A 22,241-nucleotide genomic window follows, 5' to 3' on the forward strand; every position below is an offset into this window, starting at 1 on the left:
GGTACCCTGATGGGTGGTTCTTCGCTACTGAAAAAGGCGTCCCTTGTGGGCGCCTTTTTTGTGTCCGCGTTTTGCCTGGCCTCGGCCCAGGCGTTCTGTCCGGAGCCGAGCCAGTTACCGAGCTTCAGCGTGCAGCGCATCGTCGATGGCGACACCTTGCGCTTGCAGGATGGCCGCAGTGTGCGCTTGATCGGTCTGAACAGTCCCGAACTCGGGCGTAACGGGCGCAGCGCTGAAGCCTTTGCCGAGGCCGCGCGCCGCCGCTTGAGCGAGCTGGTGGCGGCCAATGACGGGCGTGTCGGTTTGCGGCTTGGCCGTGAGCCAAAGGATCACTACGGGCGCACCCTGGCGCATGCCTACGACGGCGAGGGCCGCAACCTCGAGGCGCAACTGTTGGCCGAAGGACTAGGCTATCTGGTGGCGATTGCGCCCAATGTGGCGTTGGTCGAATGCCTGCAGGCGGCCGAGCGTGTTGCCCGGCAAGCGCGCCTCGGTCTATGGCGGCGCTCTCCGGTGCAAACGCCCAGGCAGTTGAGTCGCGGCGGTTTTGCCCTGATCGAGGGGCGGGTCGGGCGGGTCGAGCGCAATCGCGGTGGGGTTTGGCTGGCGCTGGGTGATGCAGTGGTCCTGCGTGTGCCGCCGCAGGCGCTGGATGGCTTCGATATCGGTTGGTTGCACAGCTTGGCGGGGCGCCATGTCGCCGCCCGGGGCTGGGTGATTGATCGCTCCCGCCGCGCAGCGGTGAAGCCGGGCCAGGCCCGCTGGATGTTGCCGGTGACCCATGAATCGATGCTGGAGCTGTTGCCATGAACCTGTGTCATGTGGCGGTGGGATTGCTGATGCTCGGGCAGTTGGCGGGTTGTGCGGTCAATCCCGCCACCGGGCGCAGCAATTTCGTGATGATGAGTGAGCGCCAGGAGCTGGATCTTGGTCGGCGCTACAGCCAGGAAATCCTCAAGCAATACCCCCGGTATGCCGACGAGAAGCTGCAGGCTTATGTTCAGCAGGTCGGCGAACGAGTGGCCAGGCACAGTCATCGCAACCAGCTCAATTACCAGTTCACCGTGGTGGACAGCCCGGATATCAACGCCTTCGCCCTGCCGGGCGGCTATATCTATATCCACCGCGGGCTGCTCGCCTATCTCAACTCGGAAGCCGAGTTGGCTGCAGTATTGGGCCACGAGGTCGGGCATGTCACCGCGCGACATGGCGTGCAGCAGCAAAGTCAGTCGAGTGCCTGGGGTATGCTCGGTCAGGCCCTGGCAGTCGGCACCGGTGTCGGTGCAGCTGCCGACCTGACCAGTGTCCTGGGCAGTGCCTTCGTACGTGGCTACGGCCGCGACATGGAGCTGGAGGCCGATGGCTTGGGGGCCCAGTACCTGGCGCGCAGTGGCTACGACCCTCAGGCGATGATCGAAGTGGTCAAGGTGCTGAAAAATCAGGAAGACTTCACTCGTGAACAGGCGGTCAAGCGTGATCAGGCGCAGCCGGCGGGCGGCTATCACGGGGTATTCGATACCCATCCGGATAATGATCGGCGTCTGCAGCAGGTTCTGGGTTCGGCGCGGGCGCTGGCCACCGGGCAGCAAGAGATCAATCGCGCCGCCTTTATCAAACATTTGAATGGGCTGCCATTTGGCGATTCCGCCGCCAGCGGGGTGCGCCGCGGCCAGCATTTCTACCATGCCGGGCTGGGCTTGACCCTGGCGTTCCCCCAGGGCTGGGGTATGGTCAATCGGCCGGATGCGCTGATCGGGCACAGTGCCGATCAGCAGGCCTTTATCGCGATGACCCAGCAGGCCAATCCAAAGCACCTCTCAGCCGCTCAACTGTTGCGTCAGCGCACCGGCGGTCAGCGTTTGACGGCTGAAAGTGAATGGCATCAGGCCGGATTGTCAGGCTACAGCGCCATCATTCCCGGCACTGCCGCCAAGCGCGTCGCGGTGCTGGTGCAGGGGGCGCGGGCTTACCTGTTTGTTGCGGCGGTACGCGGACGTACGTCACTGGACGCACACGATGACAGCTTTCTCAAAGTAATCAGGAGCTTGCGTCCGCTTGCCGCGGCCGAGCAGCGCCTGGCGGAGCCCCTGCGACTGCACCTGATCAAGGTGCAAAGCGGGCAGGACATGGCGGCGCTGGCCAGACGAAGCAAGTTGCCGGGTGATGCCCAGGCGACCCTGCGCCTGCTCAATAATCTCTATCCCGCAGGTGAGCCAGCCCCTGGCAGCTGGCTCAAGGTCGTGCGTTAGTCAGGTCATCCGGGCAAGGCTCAACGGTCTTGTGCAGATGTATACAACTTGCGTATCCTCGGCCGCCTGCCTGTTCAACAGCCAAAAAAGCGGAAATGCCCCTATGTCTGATCTGAAAACCGCCGCTCTCGAATATCATGCCAAGCCCCGTCCGGGTAAGCTGAGCGTCGAGCTGACCAAGCCCACTGCCACTGCTCGTGATCTGGCACTGGCCTACAGCCCGGGTGTTGCCGAGCCAGTGCGTGAAATCGCCCGTGACCCTGAGTTGGCTTACCGCTATACCGGTAAGGGCAATCTGGTCGCGGTGATTTCCGACGGTACCGCGATTCTCGGCCTGGGTAACCTCGGTCCGTTGGCTTCCAAGCCGGTTATGGAAGGCAAGGGCGTGCTGTTCAAGCGTTTCGCCGGTATCGACGTATTCGACATCGAAGTCGACGCTGAAAGCCCGCAAGCCTTCATCGACACGGTCAAGCGCATTTCCATCACCTTTGGTGGCATCAATCTGGAAGACATCAAGGCACCAGAGTGCTTTGAGATTGAGCGTGCGTTGATCGAGCAGTGCGACATTCCGGTTTTCCACGATGACCAGCACGGTACCGCCATTGTCACCGCCGCCGGCATGCTCAATGCCCTGGAAATCGCCGGCAAGACCCTGGATCAGGCGAAGATCGTCTGCCTGGGCGCCGGCGCTGCGGCGACTTCCTGCATGAAGCTGCTGGTGAGCATGGGTGCCAAGGTCGAAAATATCTACATGATCGACCGTAAGGGTGTGATCCACGCGGGTCGTGACGATCTGAACCAGTACAAAGCAATATTTGCCACCGAGACCGACAAGCGCACGCTGTCCGAGGCGCTCGAGGGTGCCGACGTGTTCGTCGGTCTGTCCGGCGCCAATCTGCTCCCGGCGGAAGACCTCATGCGCATGGCGGCCAACCCGATCGTGTTCGCGTGCTCCAACCCGGATCCGGAAATTGCTCCGGAGTTGGCTCATGCCGCACGCAATGACGTGATCATGGCCACCGGTCGTTCGGATTACCCGAATCAGGTCAACAACGTGTTGGGCTTCCCGTTCATCTTCCGTGGCGCTCTGGATGTACGTGCCACTCGCATCAACGAAGAGATGAAGATCGCTGCGGCCCTGGCCCTGCGTGACCTGGCCAAGCTGCCGGTGTCGCAGGAAGTCTGCGATGCCTACGGTGGCATTGCGCTTTCGTTCGGTCGTGAGTACATCATTCCCAAGCCGATGGACCCACGCCTGATCACCGTGGTCTGCGATGCAGTGGCCAAGGCCGCCATCGAAAGCGGTGTGGCAACACTGCCCTACCCGAAACACTATCCGCTAACGTCGGTGGATGACGTGTTCAACGGCTAAGCCGCACACGTAAAAAAAACCCGCCTCGGCGGGTTTTTTTTACGGCTGCTATTCAAGAGTCTGGCCTGTGCCGAGCCGACAGTTGCCGCGATGCCAGGCACATAACTGGATTGCATCCTGGCGCGGCCCTGACAAATCGCCTGGCGCAGTACCGGCCGTTGACGGCCGCCCCAGCTGCGATGGCAGGCTCATCCGCGCCAAAGCCAAAGCATGGTGCCGGGGTGGCTCTCCGACACCATGCGGCGCGGAGATCTTGTGCTTGTTGGTGGATTCTCGTTGGCTAGAACAAATCGATCGGCGCCGACTCGTCAGCTGGCAGTGGGCTGCCCGGGGCGCGATAGCCTGGATCCAGTTCGCTCATCGGTGGCGGCGAGTCTTCGCTCTTGAACAGTTCGAAGTAGGCGTCAACGGTACCGGGCCCGGCAGCGCGACCGCTGTAGGGGTCGATGCGCAGGGTCAGCAGGCCTTTGGGTTCCGCGGGAGCATGGCTGGGGTTGTCTTTGAGGGCGCTGCCCATGTAGCTCATCCAGATCGGCAGGGCGACGGTGCCACCGTATTCGTGCCTGCCGAGGCTTTCCGGTTGGTCGAAACCGGCCCAGACGGTGGTCACATAATCGGCGTTATAGCCGGAGAACCAGCTGTCCTTGGACTCGTTGGTCGTGCCGGTTTTTCCGGCCAAATCATCACGCCCCAGGGCCAGGGCTCTGCGGCCGGTACCGCGCTTGATCACGTCCTGCAGCATGCTGGTCATGATGTAGGCAGTGCGTTCGTCGATGATGCGCTCTGCGGCGACGGGCTCGTGAGCCACGGGGGCTTGCTCAGGCATCTGCTCGGGGCTGTCGTTAGCGGCTACTGGGTCGGCTGCGGCGGCGGTTAAGGCGTTGATGGCCTTAGGCGTGCCGGCGGGGTTGGCGATAAACAGGGGGTCGCCGTGACGCCCATCGATACGCTCGATCAGGTAGGGCTGGGTTTTGTAACCGCCGTTGGCAAACGTGGACCAGCCGCGGGCAACTTCCAGTGGCGTCAGGTTGGCTGTGCCCAGTGCCAGCGACAAGTTGCGCGGGAGATCCTGTTTGTCGAAGCCAAAGCGCGTGACGTAGTCCAGGGCGTAGTCGATGCCGATAGCCTGCAGCAGGCGAATCGACACCAGGTTGCGTGATTTATACAGGGCTTCGCGCATGCGGATTGGGCCGAGGAAGGTGTTGTTGTCGTTCTTCGGTCGCCAGCCCTGGTCGAGGTATTCGTCGACAAACACGATCGGCGCATCGTTTACCAGGCTCGCGGCGGTATAGCCACGGTCCAGGGCGGCGCTGTAGATGAAGGGTTTGAAGCTGGAGCCCGGCTGACGCTTGGCTTGCGCTGCACGGTTATAGTTGCTTTGTTCGAATGAGAAGCCGCCGACCAGCGCGCGAATTGCGCCGTTGTTTGGGTCAAGCGAGACCAGGGCGCTCTGCGCCAGCGGTAGTTGGGCGAAGCTCAGGCTGCCGTCGCTCTGGCGTTGCACGCGGATCAGGTCGCCAACTTGGGTGACATCGCTGGGCTGTTGCGGGCGTGGGCCGAGGCTATTGGTGTTGAGGAATGGTCGCGCCCATTTCATGCTGTCCCAGGCGATCGCTTCTTCCTCGCCGCTGCGCAACAGGACGAGGATGCCGCTTTTTTCGATTTGGCTGACGATTGCGGGTTCTAGGCCACCCAGCGAGCTGCGTTTAGCAAGTTCATCCAGCCAGGCGTCTTTGTTCATTTCGGGTAGACGGCGTACTGGGCCTCGATAGCCGTGGCGCTGATCGTAGGCGATCAAGCCTTCGCGAACGGCGGTGTTGGCCGCGTTCTGCAGTTCGCTTGGGACGGTGGTGGTGACGCTGAAGCCTTCGGTGTAAGCCTCGCTGCCGTAGCGGCCGACCATTTCCGCGCGAACCATTTCCGCTATATAGGGGGCTGTGACTTCGGGGGCAGAGGCGTGGAGGCTGGCATCGCCAGGCTCGGCCAAGGCGGTTTCATAGCTCTGCTGGTCGATCCGGCCGAGCATGTGCATGCGTCCGAGAATCCAATCGCGGCGTTCTTTGGCGCGGCTGGGGTTGGCCACCGGATTGAAGCGTGAAGGTGCTTTCGGCAGGCCTGCAATCATCGCCAGTTGAGCCAGGCTGAGCTCCTTGATCGATTTGCCGTAATAGACTTGAGCGGCGGCTTCGATGCCGTAAGCGCGGTGGCCGAGGTAGATCTTGTTGACATAGAGCTCGAGGATTTCATCCTTGCTCAATTCACGTTCGATCTGCAGCGCGAGCAGAATTTCATTGATTTTGCGTGAGAAGCTACGCTCGCTGGTCAGGAAGTAATTCTTCGCCACCTGCATGGTGATGGTGCTGCCGCCACTCTGGATGTGCCCGCTTGTTAAAATTTGCGTGGCAGCGCGCATCAAGCTGGTAAGGTCGACGCCATAATGGTTCGCAAAGTTGTCATCTTCAGCGGCAAGCAGGGCGCCGATGAAATCAGGCGGGATGTCGTCGAATTTGATCGGTGAACGGCGCATTTCGCCAAATTCAGCAATCAGCTTGGCGTCACTGCTGTAAACCCGTAGCGGGATCTGCAGCTGGATGCTGCGCAGCGATTCAATGGACGGCAGGCTTGGGCTGAGATAGAGGAAGGCGCCACTGAAACTGAGTAACAGTGCACAAAAAGTGGCGACACCAGACCAGCAGATGAACTTCAACAAACGCATCAAGATTTTTGGATTTCCAGATAAAAGAATGAGTTAAGCGGAAGGCAATGCTCAAAGGGAAAAACTGATCACATTATAGGCGTTTTTTTTCCCGGGGATCCATTTGCGCTTCTGTCAAGACTGTTATTTAATGTGAAAAAACATAAATAGTCCGTAAGTCGCGGATGCCAATAGGAAATCGGTCGTGCTAGGGCTCTTCAATAAGAAAGCGAATACGCTGTTGGGGATCGATATCAGTTCGACCTCCGTCAAGCTCCTCGAATTGAGTCGCTCAGGAAGCCGCTACAAGGTAGAGGCTTACGCTGTCGAGCCGCTCCCGCCAAATGCGGTGGTCGAGAAAAACATTGCCGAACTTGAGGGGGTCGGGCAGGCGCTTGCGCGTGTGCTCGCCAAGGCCAAGACCGGTGTGAAATCTGTCGCTGTCGCTGTCGCTGGCTCCGCGGTGATCACCAAGACCATCGAGATGGAATCCGGACTTTCCGATGATGACCTCGAGAATCAGCTGAAGATCGAAGCCGATCAGTACATTCCTTATCCGCTTGAGGAAGTGGCTATCGACTTCGAGGTGCAAGGGGCTTCGCCGCGTAATTCCGAGCGGGTCGAGGTGCTTCTGGCCGCCTGCCGCAAGGAAAACGTAGAAGTTCGTGAGGCAGCCCTGGCCCTGGCCGGGCTGGTCGCCAAGGTGGTCGATGTCGAAGCCTATGCCCTGGAGCGTGCTTATGGTTTGCTCACGGAGCAGCTTGGGAGTGGGCATGACGAGCTGACGGTGGCTGTGGTCGATATTGGTGCAACCATGACCACCCTCAGCGTGCTGCACAATGGCCGGACCATCTACACGCGGGAACAGCTATTCGGTGGCAAACAACTCACCGAGGAAATTCAGCGCCGCTACGGCCTGTCCATGGAGGAGGCCGGTCTCGCGAAAAAACAGGGTGGTCTTCCTGATGACTACGACAGTGAAGTATTGCAGCCGTTCAAAGAAGCGGTAGTGCAGCAAGTTTCTCGCTCCCTGCAGTTTTTCTTTGCTGCAGGCCAGTTCAATGATGTCGATTACATCCTTCTGGCTGGCGGTACAGCTTCCATTCCCGACCTCGACCGCTTGATTCAGCAAAAGATCGGCACGCAAACCCTGGTTGCCAATCCCTTCGCGGACATGGCACTGAGCAGCAGGGTCAATGCTGGAGCGTTGGCCAGTGATGCCCCGGCATTGATGATTGCCTGTGGTCTGGCGATGAGGAGTTTCGATTAATGGCGCGGATTAACCTTCTTCCATGGCGCGAGCAGTTACGCGAGGAGCGCAAACAGCGCTTTCTGGTAACGCTCGCCGGTGTCGTGGTAGTCGCTGCCGGTACGGTGTTCCTTGGTGATCAGTATCTGAGCGGTGCAATCGAGCAGCAAAATTCACGCAACCAGTTCGTGCGCAAAGAAATTGCAGTCCTGGATGCCCGCATCAAGGAAATTAGCGAGCTGAAGACCCGGCGCCAGCAATTGCTGGAGCGGATGAAGATTATTCAGGACTTGCAGGGCAACAGGCCGATCATTGGCCGAGTATTCGACCAGTTGGTGCGGACTTTGCCGGATGGGGTGTATTTCACCAGCGTCAAAATGACAGGCAAGAATATCGCGATTGTAGGGGCGGCCGAGTCGAACAACAGGGTGTCGAATCTGATGCGTAATCTGGATGCGTCCGATTGGCTGGATGCGCCTAACTTGACGCAAGTCAAAGCTACCACCGCAGGTGCCCTGGATCAGGCTAATGTGTTCCAGCTGACGGTTAAGCAAACGCAGCCTGGCGTTGAGCCGAAAGAAGGTGACGAAAAATGAGCCTGGCTGAATCCATCGAAAACATGCGCAAGATTGAACTCAGCAATCTTGATCTGAATAACATCGGTTCATGGCCGGCAGTCATCAAGGGTGTCGTATTTGTTTTGTTTTTCGTGGTGCTGCTGGCGCTTGGTTATAACTTTCACCTGAAGGATTTACAGGCCAGCCTGGAGCGCTCGCAGGGGGAGGAGCAAACCCTCAAGCAGCAATTCTCCAGCAAGGCTTTCCAGGCTGCGAATCTTGAGGCCTATAAGGAACAGATGAAGGAGATGGAGATTTCCTTCGGGACTCTGTTGCGCCAGTTGCCAAGCGATACCGAAGTGCCGGGGCTGCTGGAGGATATTACGCGTACCGGTCTGGGCAGCGGTCTTGAGTTCGAAGAGATCAAGTTGCTTCCCGAAGTGACGCAGCCATTTTATATAGAACTGCCTATTCAGGTAGTGGTGGTGGGTAGTTACCATGACCTGGCGACTTTTGTCAGTGGTGTCGCCAGCCTGCCGCGAATTGTGACCTTGCATGATTTCGAAACTAAACCGGTTAGCACGGAGAGCGCTTCTGTCATTCGAATGAGTGTTATGGCGAAGACATATCGTTATAACGATAAAGGGATGGATAAATGAAGATTCTTCGTTTGGCTGTATCTGTCTGCTTGTTGTCGTTCTTACAGGGGTGTGGCTCGGAGGGCAATTTTTCCGACCTGCAGGCATTCATGGACGAGGTTCGCGCGAGGCCGAAAGGCGCCATCGAGCCTTTGCCAACATTTCAACCTTATGAAGCATTCACCTATGGAGCTTCTTCTCTGCGCAGTCCATTTCAGCCGCCGGTCAAGATCGACGTGGTGCGCCGTCAAAAGGGCTCGCAGGAAATTAAGCCAGATGAAGCACGGGTCAAACAGTTCCTCGAGAGTTTCAATATCGAGGTCTTCGAAATGGTCGGCACACTTGCCAATGCAAACGGTGTGTTTGCTTTGGTGAACGGGGCTGGCGGGGTTCATCGCGTCAAGGTTGGGGATTATTTGGGCCGTAATTACGGCCGCATCCTGGCGATAGATGAAGCCACAATCGAAGTGGTCGAGATTGTTCCAGACGGCGAGGGTGGCTGGCTTGAGCGGCCGCGCAGCCTCTCCCTCAAGGAGCGTTCTTGATGAGCGGAATGATCATGAAAAAAAATAACCGGTCTGCCCAACGGAACCCGAGAATGAATAGCCCCTTATCGCATCTAGGTATCTCTCTATTACTGCTGTTGCTATCGCCAGCATTGTTGGCCGCTGACCTGCAGGGGCTTGATGTTTCTGCCTTGCCGGGCGATCGCGTCGAGTTGAAATTGACATTCGATGAGCCGGTGCTTGCTCCGCGCGGCTATACGATAGAGCAGCCGGCGCGGATTGCCCTGGATTTTCCAGGCGTTTCCAGCAAATTGGGCGCGAAGAATCGAGAGCTGGGTGTGGGTAACGCGCGCAGCGTCACCGTGGTCGAAGCCAAGGATCGAACTCGGTTGATCATCAACCTGACCAGCCTGGCTCCATACAATACGCGCACTGATGGCAACAACCTTTATGTCGTGATTGGCGAGGGGGCATCCGGCTCCGCGTCAGCGCGGCCGGTAACTGCCGCGGCATTTGTCAGTACCGCTGCGCCGACCAAGAGCTACGCTGCACAAGGCAAGGCTATTCGCAATATTGATTTCCAGCGGGGCGAGCAAGGCGAAGGGAATGTTGTGATTACCCTGTCGGATGCTTCGGTAAGCCCTGATATTCAAGAGCAGGGTGGCAAGATTCGTCTGGACTTCGCCAAGACTCAGTTGCCTGAGGCACTACGTGTTCGCCTGGACGTCAAGGACTTTGCTACGCCGGTACAGTTCGTCAGTGCCACGGGCTCGGCTGACAAGGCAAGTATCGTAATCGAGCCGACCGGCTTCTACGATTACCTGGCCTATCAAACCGACAATACACTTACGCTCAGCATCAAACCGTTGACCCAGGACGAAGCTGATACGCGTAAAAGCGAGCGGTTTGCTTACAGTGGTGAGAAGTTGTCCCTGAACTTCCAGGATATCGATGTTCGCTCGGTGTTGCAGTTGATTGCGGACTTCACCGATCTGAACCTGGTGGCCAGTGATACGGTGCAGGGCAACATTACCTTGCGCTTGCAGAATGTGCCTTGGGACCAGGCGCTTGATCTGGTGCTGAAGACCAAGGGCCTGGACAAGCGCAAGGTGGGTAACGTCCTTATGGTTGCACCTGCCGACGAAATTGCGGCTCGTGAGCTGCAAGAGCTGGAGGCGCAAAAGCAGGTGGCGGAACTGGCGCCTCTGCGTAAGGATATAATTCAGCTTAATTATGCCAAGGCTTCAGACATAGCTAAACTCTATGAAGACGGTGCTGCAGGTGGAACTCTTAAAGATGATATGCGGGGGTCTGTCATATTTGACGATAGGACCAATAGTCTGATCGTCACGCTAACTCAGGAGCGCATTGATGAGCTTCGTCGAATTATTACGCAACTAGACATACCGGTTCGTCAGGTGATGGTCGAGGCGCGCATAGTCGAAGCCAATGTCGACTTCGACAAATCGCTGGGTGTCGAGTGGCGTGGGGTGAGTTTGGGCGATAACAACTTTATCGCCGGCGGAACCAATAGTCTGATCAAGGGAACGGATCCTCTCGAGATTCAGGCGGGTACTTTTGTCGATCTGGGCGCCACCGGTAGGAATGTGGGGCTGAACCTCGGCTTCATTACCAACAACACGCTGCTGGACCTTGAATTGTCTGCCATGGAAAAAACCGGCAACGGTGAGGTTATTTCCCAGCCCAAAGTGGTCACCTCGGACAAGGAAACTGCCAAGATTCTCAAGGGCTCAGAGATTCCCTATCAAGAGGCGAGCTCAAGCGGTGCCACCAGCACCTCCTTCAAGCAGGCAGCTCTGTCGCTTGAGGTCACCCCGCAGATTACCCCGGATAACCGCGTTATTATGGAGGTCAAGGTCACCAAGGACGCACCGGACTTCTCCAATGCTGCTGCGAGTAATGGGGTGCCTGCGATCACCAAAAACGAGGTGAATGCCAAGGTGCTGGTGGCTGACGGTGAAACCATCGTGATTGGTGGCGTGTTTACCAATACCCAGAGCAAGTCGGTAGACAAGGTGCCGTTCCTTGGCGATATTCCATACTTGGGATCCCTGTTCAGGCGTGACCTGGTCAAGGATAGCAAGTCGGAGCTGTTGATTTTCCTTACGCCGCGCATCATGAATACTCAGGCTGTAGCGGTAACTCGTTGAAATATATGCAAAATGTTATTCTTGTTGGCCCGATGGGCGCTGGTAAAAGCACCATCGGGCGGTTGCTGGCCAAAGAGTTGCGGTTGCTATTCAAGGACTCCGACAAGGAGATTGAGCAGCGTAGCGGCGCCGATATTCCCTGGATCTTCGATGTCGAGGGTGAACAGGGTTTTCGCGAGCGCGAGCGGGCAGTGATCGCCGAGCTCTGCGAGCTGGACGGTCTGGTGCTGGCCACTGGCGGCGGTGCGGTGCAGCATCCGGACAACCGTGCGGCACTGCGGCGTGGTGGTCGCGTGGTGTACCTGTATGCCTCGGTCGAGCAGCAGCTCGATCGCACTTCGCGTGACCGCAACCGCCCGCTGTTGCGCGCGGCCGACCCGGGCAAGGTGCTCACTGATCTGCTGGCGATTCGCGATCCGCTGTACCGCGAAATTGCCGATGTCATCGTGCAAACCGATGAGCGCCCACCACGGCTGGTTGTGCAGGAAATACTGGAGTGCCTGGAAGAGCTTTCTCCCCGTTAAAGCGTAGGCTGATCTGCGCTATCCTAGAGCCCTTTTGACGTCGGGGGCTCCATGCAAACTCTTCAGGTCGATCTCGCTGAGCGCAGCTATCCCATTTATATCGGTGCCGATCTGTTGCGTCGTGCGGATTTGCTGGCGCCGCACATCATTGGCCGCCAGGTTGCCATCGTCACCAATGAAACAGTCGCACCGCTCTATCTGGATGCCCTCAAGGCTGCCCTTGGCGCGTATGCGGTGACCGCGATTGTCTTGCCGGATGGCGAGGCGTTCAAAACCTGGGAAACGCTGCAGCAAATTTTCGATGGCCTGCTCGGCGCCCGGCATGATCGGCATACGACCGTGATTGCGCTTGGCGGTGGGGTAGTCGGGGATATGGCCGGTTTCGCTGCGGCCTGTTATCAGCGTGGGGTTAATTTCATCCAGATCCCGACCACGTTGCTGTCCCAGGTCGATTCTTCGGTGGGTGGCAAGACCGGGATCAACCACCCGCTCGGAAAAAACATGGTGGGGGCGTTCTATCAGCCGCAAGCCGTCTTGATCGATACGGCCAGCCTGGTCACTTTGCCGGCTCGCGAGTTGTCGGCGGGTCTGGCCGAAGTGATCAAGTATGGTTTGATCTGTGACGAGCCTTTTCTCGCCTGGCTGGAACAGCACATGCCTGCACTGCGGGCGCTCGATCAACAAGCGCTGACTGCAGCGATCGAGCGCTCCTGTGCAGCCAAGGCGCGGATTGTCGGCGCTGATGAACGGGAGGCGGGGCTGCGGGCCACGCTCAACCTGGGGCATACCTTTGGTCATGCCATCGAGACCCAGCAAGGCTATGGTGTTTGGTTGCACGGTGAGGCGGTTGCTGCGGGTACTGTCATGGCGCTGGAAATGTCGCAGCGCCTGGGCTGGATTTCGCGGGCCGAGCGCAATCGAGGCATTCGCCTGTTTCAGGCGGCGGGCTTGCCTGTTGTGCCGCCGCAAGACATGACTGCCGAGCAGTTTCTGGCGCATATGGCGGTTGATAAAAAGGTGCTCGATGGCCAGTTGCGACTGGTGTTATTGCGTCACATCGGCGAGGCGGTGGTGACCGGTGATTTTCCTCGCGAAATTTTGAATGCCACGCTGAGCGTAGATTACGCCGCGCTGGTGGATCAGCTTGACCATTAATGAGTGTCCAATGACCAGTTTGCATGCTGACGAGGCTTTTCTCGATCATTACCAGTTCAGCCACGACCCCTTTGCGGCGCGTGTGCCGGGGTTCAAGTTTTTCCCGGCCCAGCGCAAGCCGGTCTTGGGCCAGTTGCATCACCTGGCGCGTTACAGCCAGTTGCTGCTGCTGGTCTGCGGCCCTCTGGGCAGCGGTAAAACCCTGCTGCGCCAGGCGCTGGTGGCCAGTACCAACAAGCAGGCGGTGCATAGTGTGGTTGTTTCCGCCCAGGGTGCGGCGGATGCGGCGGGCATTCTGCGGCAGGTAGCCCAGGGCTTGCAGGTGCAGCAGGCCGAACCGCAGGCGATTCTGGCGCAGGTTGGCCAGTTGGCCTTGACGGGACAGGACGTCTACTTGCTGGTCGACGATGCGGAGCAGTTGACTGATGCAGCGCTTGCCAGCTTGCTGGCTCTGGCGGCTGGGAGCGGCGAGGGTCGGCCGCATGTATTCCTGTTTGGCGAGCCCGGGTTGATTGCGCGGCTTGAACTGCTGGCTGACGGTGAAGAGTGCTTCCATGCCATCGAGTTGCAGCCCTACAGTGAAGAGGAAACACGTGAGTACCTGGCCCAGCGGTTAGAGGGCGCGGGGCGGGGGCCTGATTTATTATCGGATACGCAGGTCGCGGCCATTCACGAACAGTCCGGGGGCTGGCCGGGGGCGATTAACCAGGTTGCCCGCGACACCTTGATCGAGGCCATGCTGGCACAGCGCGGTGCCGCCAAGCGCTCAGGCTTTGCATTCAACCTGCCGCGCAAGCATCTGTTGGCATTGGCGGTGGTTGGGCTTGGGGTCCTGGCGGCCTGGCTGATGCAGGGCCGTCCGGATGAAGCGCAAGCGATACCTGTCACCACGCAATTGCCCCTGGATCGGGCCGAACCACCAGTTGCCGGGGCGCCTGCTCCTGCTCCTGCTTCCGGCGCCCCGGCAATCGAGTTCGAGGGTGGCAATCAGCCCGTCCCGCTGCCCCTGGTTGGTGAGTCTCAGCCGGTTATGCGCGAGCCTTTGGCTCGCGCTGCTGGCTTGAGCGGGGTTGAGGAGGCCGATGTCGCGGATGTTGCTGGTTCGAGTGTCATTGGTGTGCTGGTGGATGAGCGTGAGGCACCGGTGGCGTCGGTGACCCCGACGCCGGTCGCACCTGTACCTGTACCTGTACCTGTACCTGCGCCGGTTGCGCCAGCCGTACAGCCCGCTGCGGCGGTGGCGCCTGCGTCGAAGCCGGTGGCGGCAGCAACTTCGCCGGCGAAAACTGTGGCAGTCGAGGATTGGTACGCGGCTCAGGCAGGTTCGCGCTATACCCTGCAAATACTCGGTGCGCGCGCAGAGGATAGTGCCCAGGCGTTCGTGCGTGAGTACGGCGCGCAGTACCACTATTTCAAGAAGCAGCATCAGGGGCAGCCGCTGTATGTTGTGACCTATGGTAGTTTTGCCACTCGCGAGGCGGCTCAGGTTGCCTTGAGCGGCTTGCCGGGCAAGGTGCAGGCAGGTAAGCCCTGGCCGCGGACGTTTGCCAGTATAAAGCACGAGATCGCCCAGCTCCGCTAGCGGGCGCTATCTGTCTGGCCGCGCGCCAGCCTCGGGTTGGGCTGTACCTGATGACCTGCAAGTCGGTAGCATGACTGCCTGGTCTGTTCCTTCGTTTTCGCGACATATGCTTGCTGTGGGTCGTCACGTCGATTTGTGACGGCCTTGGTGGGTATGTACAATGACCTCCGTTTTGCCTGCGCAAAGCTGGCGTTATGCCCTGCGCGCACGGTAAGTATTTGAATTAGAACGCAATTTGCCTTTTTGAGAGGCAGCCTGGTGAGAGTCCCTATGAAAGCAGGTTTGTACCGTCCTGATGAGTTCAAGGATAACTGTGGCTTCGGCCTGATCGCCCATATGCAGGGCGAGGCCAGCCATCACCTGCTGCAGACCGCTATCGAAGCGCTGACATGCATGACCCACCGCGGCGGGATCAACGCCGACGGCAAGACCGGGGACGGCTGCGGTCTGTTGATTCAGAAGCCCGATGCCTTTCTGCGCGCCGTGGCCCAGCAGCACTTCGCAGCCGAGCTGCCGAAGCAGTACGCCGTGGGCATGGTGTTCTTCAACCAGGACCCGGTCAAAGCCGAGGCTGCGCGCGAGAACATGAATCGGGAGATTCTGGCGGCCGGTTTGAACCTGGTTGGCTGGCGCAAGGTGCCGATCGACACCAGCGTGCTCGGTCGTCTGGCGCTTGATCGCCTGCCGCAGATCGAACAGGTCTTCATCGGTGGCGATGAGCTCAGCGATCAGGAGTTCGCGATCAAGTTGTTCAGTGCCCGCCGCCGTTCATCGGTGAGCAATGCGGCGGACAGCGATCACTACATCTGCAGCTTTTCGCACAAGACCATCATCTACAAAGGCCTGATGATGCCGGCCGACCTGCAGCAGTTCTACCCGGACCTGGGTGACGAGCGCCTGCAGACCGCTATCTGCGTATTCCACCAGCGCTTCTCCACCAACACGCTGCCGAAGTGGCCGCTGGCGCAACCGTTCCGTTTCCTTGCCCACAACGGCGAGATCAACACCATCACCGGTAACCGCAACTGGGCCCAGGCGCGGCGCAGCAAGTTCAGCAATGACCAGATCTTCGATCTGGAAGAGCTTGGCCCGCTGGTCAACCGTGTTGGTTCCGACTCATCGAGCATGGACAATATGCTCGAGCTGATGGTCACCGGCGGCATCGACCTGTTCCGCGGCGTGCGCATGATCATTCCGCCAGCCTGGCAGAACGTCGAAACCATGGACGCCGACCTGCGCGCGTTCTATGAGTACAACTCCATGCACATGGAGCCATGGGACGGTCCGGCTGGAGTGGTGCTGACCGACGGCCGCTATGCCGTCTGCCTGCTCGACCGAAACGGCCTGCGCCCGGCGCGCTGGGTCACCACCACCAATGGCTACATTACCCTGGCTTCGGAAATCGGCGTGTGGGACTACCAGCCCGAAGACGTGATCGCCAAGGGTCGCGTCGGTCCGGGACAGATCCTGGCCGTGGATACCGAAACCGGTCAGGTGCTCGGTACCGACGACATCGACAACCGTCTGAAGTCGCGCCACCCCTACAAGCAGTGGTTGCGCAAGAACGCCTTGCGTATCCAGGCGACCATGGAAGACAACGACCATGGTTCGGCGTTCTATGACGTCGATCAGCTCAAGCAGTACATGAAGATGTACCAGGTCACCTTCGAGGAGCGTGATCAGGTGCTGCGTCCGTTGGCCGAACAGGGTCAGGAAGCGGTCGGCTCGATGGGCGACGACACGCCTATGGCTGTGCTGTCGCAGCGTGTGCGCTCGCCGTTCGATTATTTCCGCCAGCAATTTGCCCAGGTTACCAACCCGCCGATCGATCCGCTGCGTGAAGCCATCGTCATGTCGCTGGAGATCTGCCTCGGTGCCGAGCGCAACATCTTCCAGGAGTCGCCGGAGCACGCCACCCGCGTGATCCTCAGCTCGCCGGTCATCTCCCCGGCCAAATGGCGCACTCTGATGACCCTGGAGCGTCCGGGTTTCGAGCGTCAGCTGATCGACATGAACTACGACGAGTCGCTCGGTCTTGAAGCGGCGGTGAGCAACATGGCCGATCAGGCCGAGGAAGCGGTACGCTCCGGCAAGGTGTTGCTGGTCCTGACCGACCGTCACATCGGCCCCGGCAAGCTGCCGGCCCATGCCGCGCTGGTGACCGGTGCCGTGCACCATCGCCTGACCGAGAAGGGCCTGCGTTGCGACTGCAACATCCTGGTCGAGACCGCTACCGCGCGTGACCCGCATCACTATGCGGTGCTGCTCGGCTTCGGCGCCTCGGCGGTCTATCCGTTCCTGGCCTATGAAGTGTTGGGCGACCTGATCCGTACCGGCGAAGTGCTGGGCGATCTCTACGAGGTGTTCAAGTACTACCGCAAGGGCATTTCCAAGGGGCTGCTGAAGATCCTGTCGAAGATGGGCATCTCCACCGTCGCCTCCTACCGCGGTGCACAGTTGTTCGAAGCGGTCGGCCTGGCCGATGAAGTCACCGACCTGTGCTTCCGTGGTGTGGCCAGCCGGATCAAGGGCGCACGCTTCGTCGATCTCGAAGCCGAGCAGAAATTGCTCGCGGCCGAGGCCTGGAACAAGCGCAAGCCGATCCAGCAGGGCGGCCTGCTCAAGTTCGTCCATGGCGGCGAATACCATGCCTACAACCCGGATGTGGTGAGCACCCTGCAAGTCGCCGTGCAGCAGGGCAGTTACGAGAAATACAAGGAATACAGCGCCCTGGTGGACACCCGCCCGGTGTCGATGATCCGCGATCTGCTGCAGCTGAAACTGGCCGAGCAGCCGTTGAGTCTCGATCAGGTCGAGCCGCTGGAAACCATCTTCAAGCGCTTCGACTCCGCCGGTATTTCCCTCGGCGCGCTGTCGCCCGAGGCGCATGAGGCGATTGCCGAGGCGATGAACCGCCTGGGCGCGCGCTCCAACTCCGGCGAAGGCGGCGAAGATCCGGCCCGCTATGGCACGGTGCGCAGCTCGAAGATCAAGCAGGTAGCCACCGGCCGTTTCGGCGTGACTCCGGAATACCTGGTCAACGCAGAAGTGCTGCAGATCAAGGTGGCCCAGGGCGCCAAGCCCGGCGAGGGTGGTCAGCTGCCGGGTGGCAAGGTCAACGGCCTGATCGCTCGCCTGCGCTACGCCGTGCCCGGTGTGACCCTGATCTCGCCGCCGCCGCACCACGACATCTACTCGATCGAAGACCTGGCGCAGCTGATCTATGACCTCAAGCAGGTCAACCCGGCCGCGCTGGTCTCGGTCAAGCTGGTGGCGGAAGCCGGCGTGGGCACCATCGCGGCCGGCGTGGCCAAGGCCTATGCCGACCTGATCACCATCTCCGGTTACGACGGTGGCACCGGTGCATCGCCACTGAGTTCGATCCGCTACGCCGGCGCGCCTTGGGAACTGGGCCTGGCGGAAACCCACCAGACCCTGCGCGGCAACGACTTGCGCGGCAAGGTGCGGGTGCAGACCGACGGTGGCCTGAAGACTGGTTTGGATGTGGTCAAGGCGGCCATCCTCGGCGCCGAGAGCTTCGGCTTCGGCACCGCGCCGATGATCGCCCTGGGCTGCAAGTACCTGCGCATCTGTCACCTGAACAACTGCGCCACCGGCGTCGCCACGCAAAACGACAAGCTGCGCAAGGATCACTTCATCGGCACCGTCGAGATGGTGATGAACTTCTTCACCTATGTCGCCGAAGAGACCCGCGAGTGGCTGGCCAAACTCGGCGTGCGCAGCCTCGAAGAGCTGATCGGGCGTACCGATCTGTTGGAGATTCTGCCCGGCGAGACCGCCAAGCAGAATCACCTGGACCTGAGCCCGTTGCTGGGTAGCGATCAGATCCCGGCCGACAAGCCGCAGTTCTGTCAGGTCGACAGGAATCCGCCGTTCGACCAGGGTCTGTTGGCCGAGAAGATGGTCGAGCTGGCCAAGCCGGCAATCGATGCCGCCAGCGGTGGCGAGTTCGCCCTGGATATCTGCAACTGCGACCGGTCCATCGGTGCCCGCGTATCCGGCGAAATCGCCCGTGTGCACGGCAACCAGGGCATGGCCAAGGCGCCAATCACCTTCCGCTTCAAGGGTACTGCGGGGCAGAGCTTCGGCGTGTGGAACGCCGGTGGCCTGAACCTGTACCTGGAAGGGGATGCCAACGACTACGTCGGCAAGGGCATGACGGCCGGCAAGCTGGTGATCGTGCCGCCGAAGGGCAGCCCGTTCAAGACCCAGGACAGCGCCATCATCGGCAACACCTGCCTGTACGGCGCCACCGGCGGCAAGCTGTACGCCGCCGGCACCGCGGGCGAGCGGTTCGCCGTGCGCAACTCCGGCGCGCATGCCGTGGTCGAGGGCACCGGCGATCACTGCTGCGAGTATATGACCGGCGGTTTCGTCTGCGTGCTGGGCAAGACCGGTTATAACTTCGGTTCCGGCATGACCGGCGGCTTCGCCTATGTCCTCGACCAGGACAACAGCTTCTACGACAAGGTCAACCATGAACTGGTTGAGATCCAGCGGATCAACAACGAATCGATGGAGGCCTATCGCAGCCATCTGCAGCGTGTGCTCGCCGAGTATGTGCAGGAGACCGCCAGCGAATGGGGGAGCAACCTGCTGGAAAACCTCGACGATTACCTGCGCAAGTTCTGGTTGGTCAAACCCAAGGCCGCGAGCCTGAAGTCGCTGCTCTCCAGCACCCGCGCCAACCCGCAGTAACGCAGTTTCAAGCTGCACGCCCGGCGCTATGAGTAGCACCAGGCGTGCAGCTAACATGATGAGTCTTGCAGCTTGCAACCTGTAGCTTGCAGCTGCTGTAAAGAGGTTTGCTATGACTGAACGTCTGAATAACGACTTCCAGTTCATCGATGTCGGGCGCAATGACCCGAAGAAGAAGCTGTTGCGTCAGCGCAAGAAGGAATTTGTCGAGATCTACGACAACTTCAAGCCGGCTCAGGCCTGCGAGCAGGCCCACCGTTGCCTGGGCTGTGGCAACCCCTATTGCGAGTGGAAGTGCCCGGTGCACAACTACATCCCCAATTGGCTGAAACTGGTGTCCGAGGGCAACATCCTCGCCGCCGCCGAGTTGTCGCACCAGACCAACACCTTGCCGGAAGTCTGCGGTCGCGTGTGTCCGCAGGATCGGCTGTGCGAGGGGGCTTGCACCCTCAACGACGGTTTTGGCGCGGTGACCATCGGTTCGGTGGAGAAGTACATCACCGATACCGCATTTGCCATGGGCTGGCGTCCGGACATGTCGGGTGTGGTGCCGACCGGCAAGCGCGTCGCCGTGATCGGCGCCGGTCCGGCGGGCCTGGGCTGCGCCGACGTATTGGCGCGCAACGGGGTGACCCCGGTGGTGTTCGACAAGAACCCGGAAATCGGTGGCTTGCTGACCTTCGGTATTCCCGAGTTCAAGCTGGAAAAGACCGTGCTGAGCCATCGCCGCGAAGTCTTTACCGGCATGGGCATCGAGTTCCGTCTGAATACCGAGATCGGTAAGGACGTGACCATGGAGGCCCTGCTCGCCGAGTACGATGCGGTGTTCATGGGCATGGGCACCTACACCTACATGAAGGGCGGCTTCCCCGGCGAGGACCTGCCTGGCGTGTACGACGCCCTGGATTTCCTGGTTGCCAACGTCAACCGTAACCTCGGCTTCGAGAAGAATGCCGAGGACTTCATCGACACCAAGGGCAAGCGCATCGTCGTGCTCGGCGGCGGCGACACCGCCATGGACTGCAACCGCACCGCGATCCGCCAGGGCGCCAAGAACGTGACCTGCGCCTATCGCCGTGACGAAGAAAACATGCCGGGTTCGCGCAAGGAAGTGAAGAACGCCAAGGAAGAGGGGGTTAAATTCCTCTTCAACCGCCAGCCGATCGCCATCGTTGGCGAGGACCGGGTCGAAGGCGTCAAGGTGGTCGAAACCCGTCTCGGCGAGCCGGATGCCCGTGGTCGCCGCAGCCCCGAGCCGATTCCCGGTTCCGAGGAAATTATCCCGGCCGACGCCGTGCTGATCGCCTTCGGCTTCCGCCCGAGCCCGGCGCCCTGGTTCGAGCAGTTCACCATTGCGACCGACAGTCAGGGTCGCGTAGTGGCTCCCGAGCAGAGCCAGTTCAAACACCAGACCAGCAACCCGAAGATCTTCGCCGGTGGCGACATGGTGCGTGGTTCCGACCTGGTGGTGACGGCGATCTTCGAGGGGCGTAACGCCGCCGAAGGCATTCTCGATTACCTCGGCGTCTAAGCTACTGCGCTGGGCCATGCGGCGTTGAAAACAGGCTCGCCTGACCTTTGCTCGTGACGCTTAGAAAATGAACGTTTGGCGAGACAAATCGTCGCAATGGACAAAAGGCACGGCACCCGCCGTGCCTTTTGTTTTGCGGTCTGCGAAAATGCCCGCACTTTTATGCCGACGACTTATTGCTCAGGAATTGCCATGACCGCCCTGAAGAACGACCGTTTCCTGCGTGCTCTGCTCAAGCAGCCCGTCGACGTCACCCCGGTGTGGATGATGCGTCAGGCCGGCCGTTATCTGCCGGAGTACCGTGCCAGCCGGGCCAAGGCCGGTGATTTCATGAAGCTGATGATGAACCCCGAGTTCGCCTGTGAAGTCACCCTGCAGCCGCTGGATCGCTACCCGCAACTGGACGCGGCGATTCTGTTCTCCGACATCCTGACCATCCCCCATGCCATGGGCCAGGGCCTGTACTTCGAGACGGGCGAAGGCCCGCGCTTCAAGAAAGTGATCAGCACTGCTGCCGATGTCGAGGCGCTGCCGATCCCCGACCCGGAACAAGACCTCGGCTACGTGATGGACGCCGTGCGCACCATCCGCCGCGAGCTGAACGGCCGTGTACCGTTGATCGGCTTCTCCGGCAGCCCCTGGACCCTGGCCACCTATATGGTCGAAGGCGGCTCGTCGAAGGACTTCCGCAAGTCCAAGGCGATGCTCTATGACAATCCGCAGGCCATGCATGCGCTGCTCGACAAGCTGACGCAGTCGGTCATCGGCTACCTCAACGGACAGATCCTGGCCGGTGCCCAGGCCGTACAGATTTTCGACACCTGGGGCGGCAACCTGTCGTCGGCGGCTTATCAGGAGTTCTCCCTGGCCTATATGCAGAAGATCGTCGACGGCCTGATCCGCGAGCATGATGGGCGCAAGGTGCCGGTGATCCTGTTCACCAAGAACGGCGGCATGTGGCTGGAGTCCATGGCGGCGACGGGCGCCGATGCCCTCGGCCTGGACTGGAGCTGTGACATCGGTGAGGCGCGTCGCCGCGTCGGTGGCCAGGTGGCCCTGCAAGGCAATATGGATCCGACCGTGCTCTATGCCCAACCGGCGGCCATTCGCGCCGAAGTGGCGCGCATCCTCGCCAGCTACGGCCAGGGCTCGGGGCATGTATTCAACCTCGGTCACGGCATCACCCCGGAGGTCGATCCGGCCCATGCCGGCGCCTTCCTCGAAGCGGTGCATGAGCTGTCGGCGCAGTACCACGGCTAGGCATCGACTCAGCCACACAAAAAAGGCCGCTCT

General features: G+C 60.1%; 15 protein-coding genes. 14 read left to right on the forward strand and 1 reads right to left on the reverse strand.

All coding sequences use genetic code 11. The features are described 5' to 3' along the window. Window positions 1-9 precede the first annotated feature (9 nt). The 3 genes from PH586_RS00425 to PH586_RS00435 all read left to right on the forward strand — a co-directional run bounded on the left by PH586_RS00425 (window position 10) and on the right by PH586_RS00435 (window position 3,621). The gene (locus PH586_RS00425) at window positions 10-810 is read left to right on the forward strand and encodes a thermonuclease family protein (RefSeq protein ID WP_271345799.1); all 801 of its coding nucleotides are present in this window, start codon (window positions 10-12) and stop codon (window positions 808-810) included. After that, complete coding sequence (locus PH586_RS00430) at window positions 807-2,249, forward strand: M48 family metalloprotease (protein WP_271345800.1); 1,443 nt, start codon at window positions 807-809, stop codon at window positions 2,247-2,249. The genes PH586_RS00425 and PH586_RS00430 overlap by 4 nt, the downstream gene beginning before the upstream one ends. A gap of 103 nt (window positions 2,250-2,352) precedes the next feature. Continuing rightward, complete coding sequence (locus tag PH586_RS00435; RefSeq protein ID WP_271345801.1) at window positions 2,353-3,621, forward strand: malic enzyme-like NAD(P)-binding protein; 1,269 nt, start codon at window positions 2,353-2,355, stop codon at window positions 3,619-3,621. 280 nt (window positions 3,622-3,901) lie between these two features. On the opposite strand, the gene PH586_RS00440 is transcribed toward PH586_RS00435, so the two are convergent. Next, window positions 3,902-6,340, reverse strand: a complete 2,439-nt coding sequence (locus tag PH586_RS00440; RefSeq protein WP_271345802.1) for a penicillin-binding protein 1A — start codon at window positions 6,338-6,340, stop codon at window positions 3,902-3,904. A 181-nt stretch (window positions 6,341-6,521) separates the two neighbouring features. Here PH586_RS00440 and PH586_RS00445 point away from each other — a divergent pair, with 181 nt between their 5' ends. The 11 genes from PH586_RS00445 (at window position 6,522) to hemE (ending at window position 22,208) form a co-directional block, all read left to right on the forward strand. Further along, on the forward strand, window positions 6,522-7,586 hold the full coding sequence (locus PH586_RS00445; RefSeq protein ID WP_271345803.1) for a pilus assembly protein PilM: 1,065 nt from the start codon (window positions 6,522-6,524) through the stop codon (window positions 7,584-7,586). Continuing rightward, entirely contained in the window at window positions 7,586-8,161 is a 576-nt protein-coding gene (gene pilN, locus PH586_RS00450; protein WP_238040369.1) for a type 4a pilus biogenesis protein PilN, read from the forward strand. Before PH586_RS00445 ends, pilN begins: the two co-directional genes overlap by 1 nt. After that, complete coding sequence (gene pilO, locus PH586_RS00455; protein ID WP_271345804.1) at window positions 8,158-8,781, forward strand: type 4a pilus biogenesis protein PilO; 624 nt, start codon at window positions 8,158-8,160, stop codon at window positions 8,779-8,781. The genes pilN and pilO overlap by 4 nt, the downstream gene beginning before the upstream one ends. After that, the gene (gene pilP, locus PH586_RS00460) at window positions 8,778-9,305 is read left to right on the forward strand and encodes a type 4a pilus biogenesis lipoprotein PilP (protein ID WP_271345805.1); all 528 of its coding nucleotides are present in this window, start codon (window positions 8,778-8,780) and stop codon (window positions 9,303-9,305) included. The genes pilO and pilP overlap by 4 nt, the downstream gene beginning before the upstream one ends. Before the next feature lie 53 nt (window positions 9,306-9,358). Next, entirely contained in the window at window positions 9,359-11,437 is a 2,079-nt protein-coding gene (gene pilQ, locus PH586_RS00465) for a type IV pilus secretin PilQ (protein ID WP_271346435.1), read from the forward strand. A gap of 5 nt (window positions 11,438-11,442) precedes the next feature. Continuing rightward, window positions 11,443-11,961: a shikimate kinase AroK gene (gene aroK / locus PH586_RS00470; RefSeq protein WP_271345806.1), complete on the forward strand. Its 519-nt coding sequence runs from the start codon at window positions 11,443-11,445 to the stop codon at window positions 11,959-11,961. Window positions 11,962-12,012: 51 nt separating this feature from the next. Continuing rightward, entirely contained in the window at window positions 12,013-13,116 is a 1,104-nt protein-coding gene (aroB, locus tag PH586_RS00475) for a 3-dehydroquinate synthase (RefSeq protein ID WP_271345807.1), read from the forward strand. Window positions 13,117-13,126: 10 nt separating this feature from the next. Beyond that, window positions 13,127-14,698 carry an AAA family ATPase gene (locus PH586_RS00480; protein ID WP_271345808.1) on the forward strand — a complete coding sequence of 524 codons (1,572 nt, stop codon included), beginning with the start codon at window positions 13,127-13,129 and terminating at the stop codon, window positions 14,696-14,698. 270 nt (window positions 14,699-14,968) lie between these two features. Beyond that, window positions 14,969-19,417: a glutamate synthase large subunit gene (gltB, locus tag PH586_RS00485; protein WP_271345809.1), complete on the forward strand. Its 4,449-nt coding sequence runs from the start codon at window positions 14,969-14,971 to the stop codon at window positions 19,415-19,417. 112 nt (window positions 19,418-19,529) lie between these two features. After that, the gene (locus tag PH586_RS00490; protein WP_271345810.1) at window positions 19,530-20,948 is read left to right on the forward strand and encodes an FAD-dependent oxidoreductase; all 1,419 of its coding nucleotides are present in this window, start codon (window positions 19,530-19,532) and stop codon (window positions 20,946-20,948) included. A 192-nt stretch (window positions 20,949-21,140) separates the two neighbouring features. Further along, complete coding sequence (gene hemE, locus PH586_RS00495; RefSeq protein WP_271345811.1) at window positions 21,141-22,208, forward strand: uroporphyrinogen decarboxylase; 1,068 nt, start codon at window positions 21,141-21,143, stop codon at window positions 22,206-22,208. Window positions 22,209-22,241 lie beyond the last annotated feature (33 nt).

Source organism: Pseudomonas aestuarii, assembly GCF_027988105.1.
GTDB classification, from domain to species: Bacteria; Pseudomonadota; Gammaproteobacteria; order Pseudomonadales; family Pseudomonadaceae; genus Aquipseudomonas; species Aquipseudomonas aestuarii.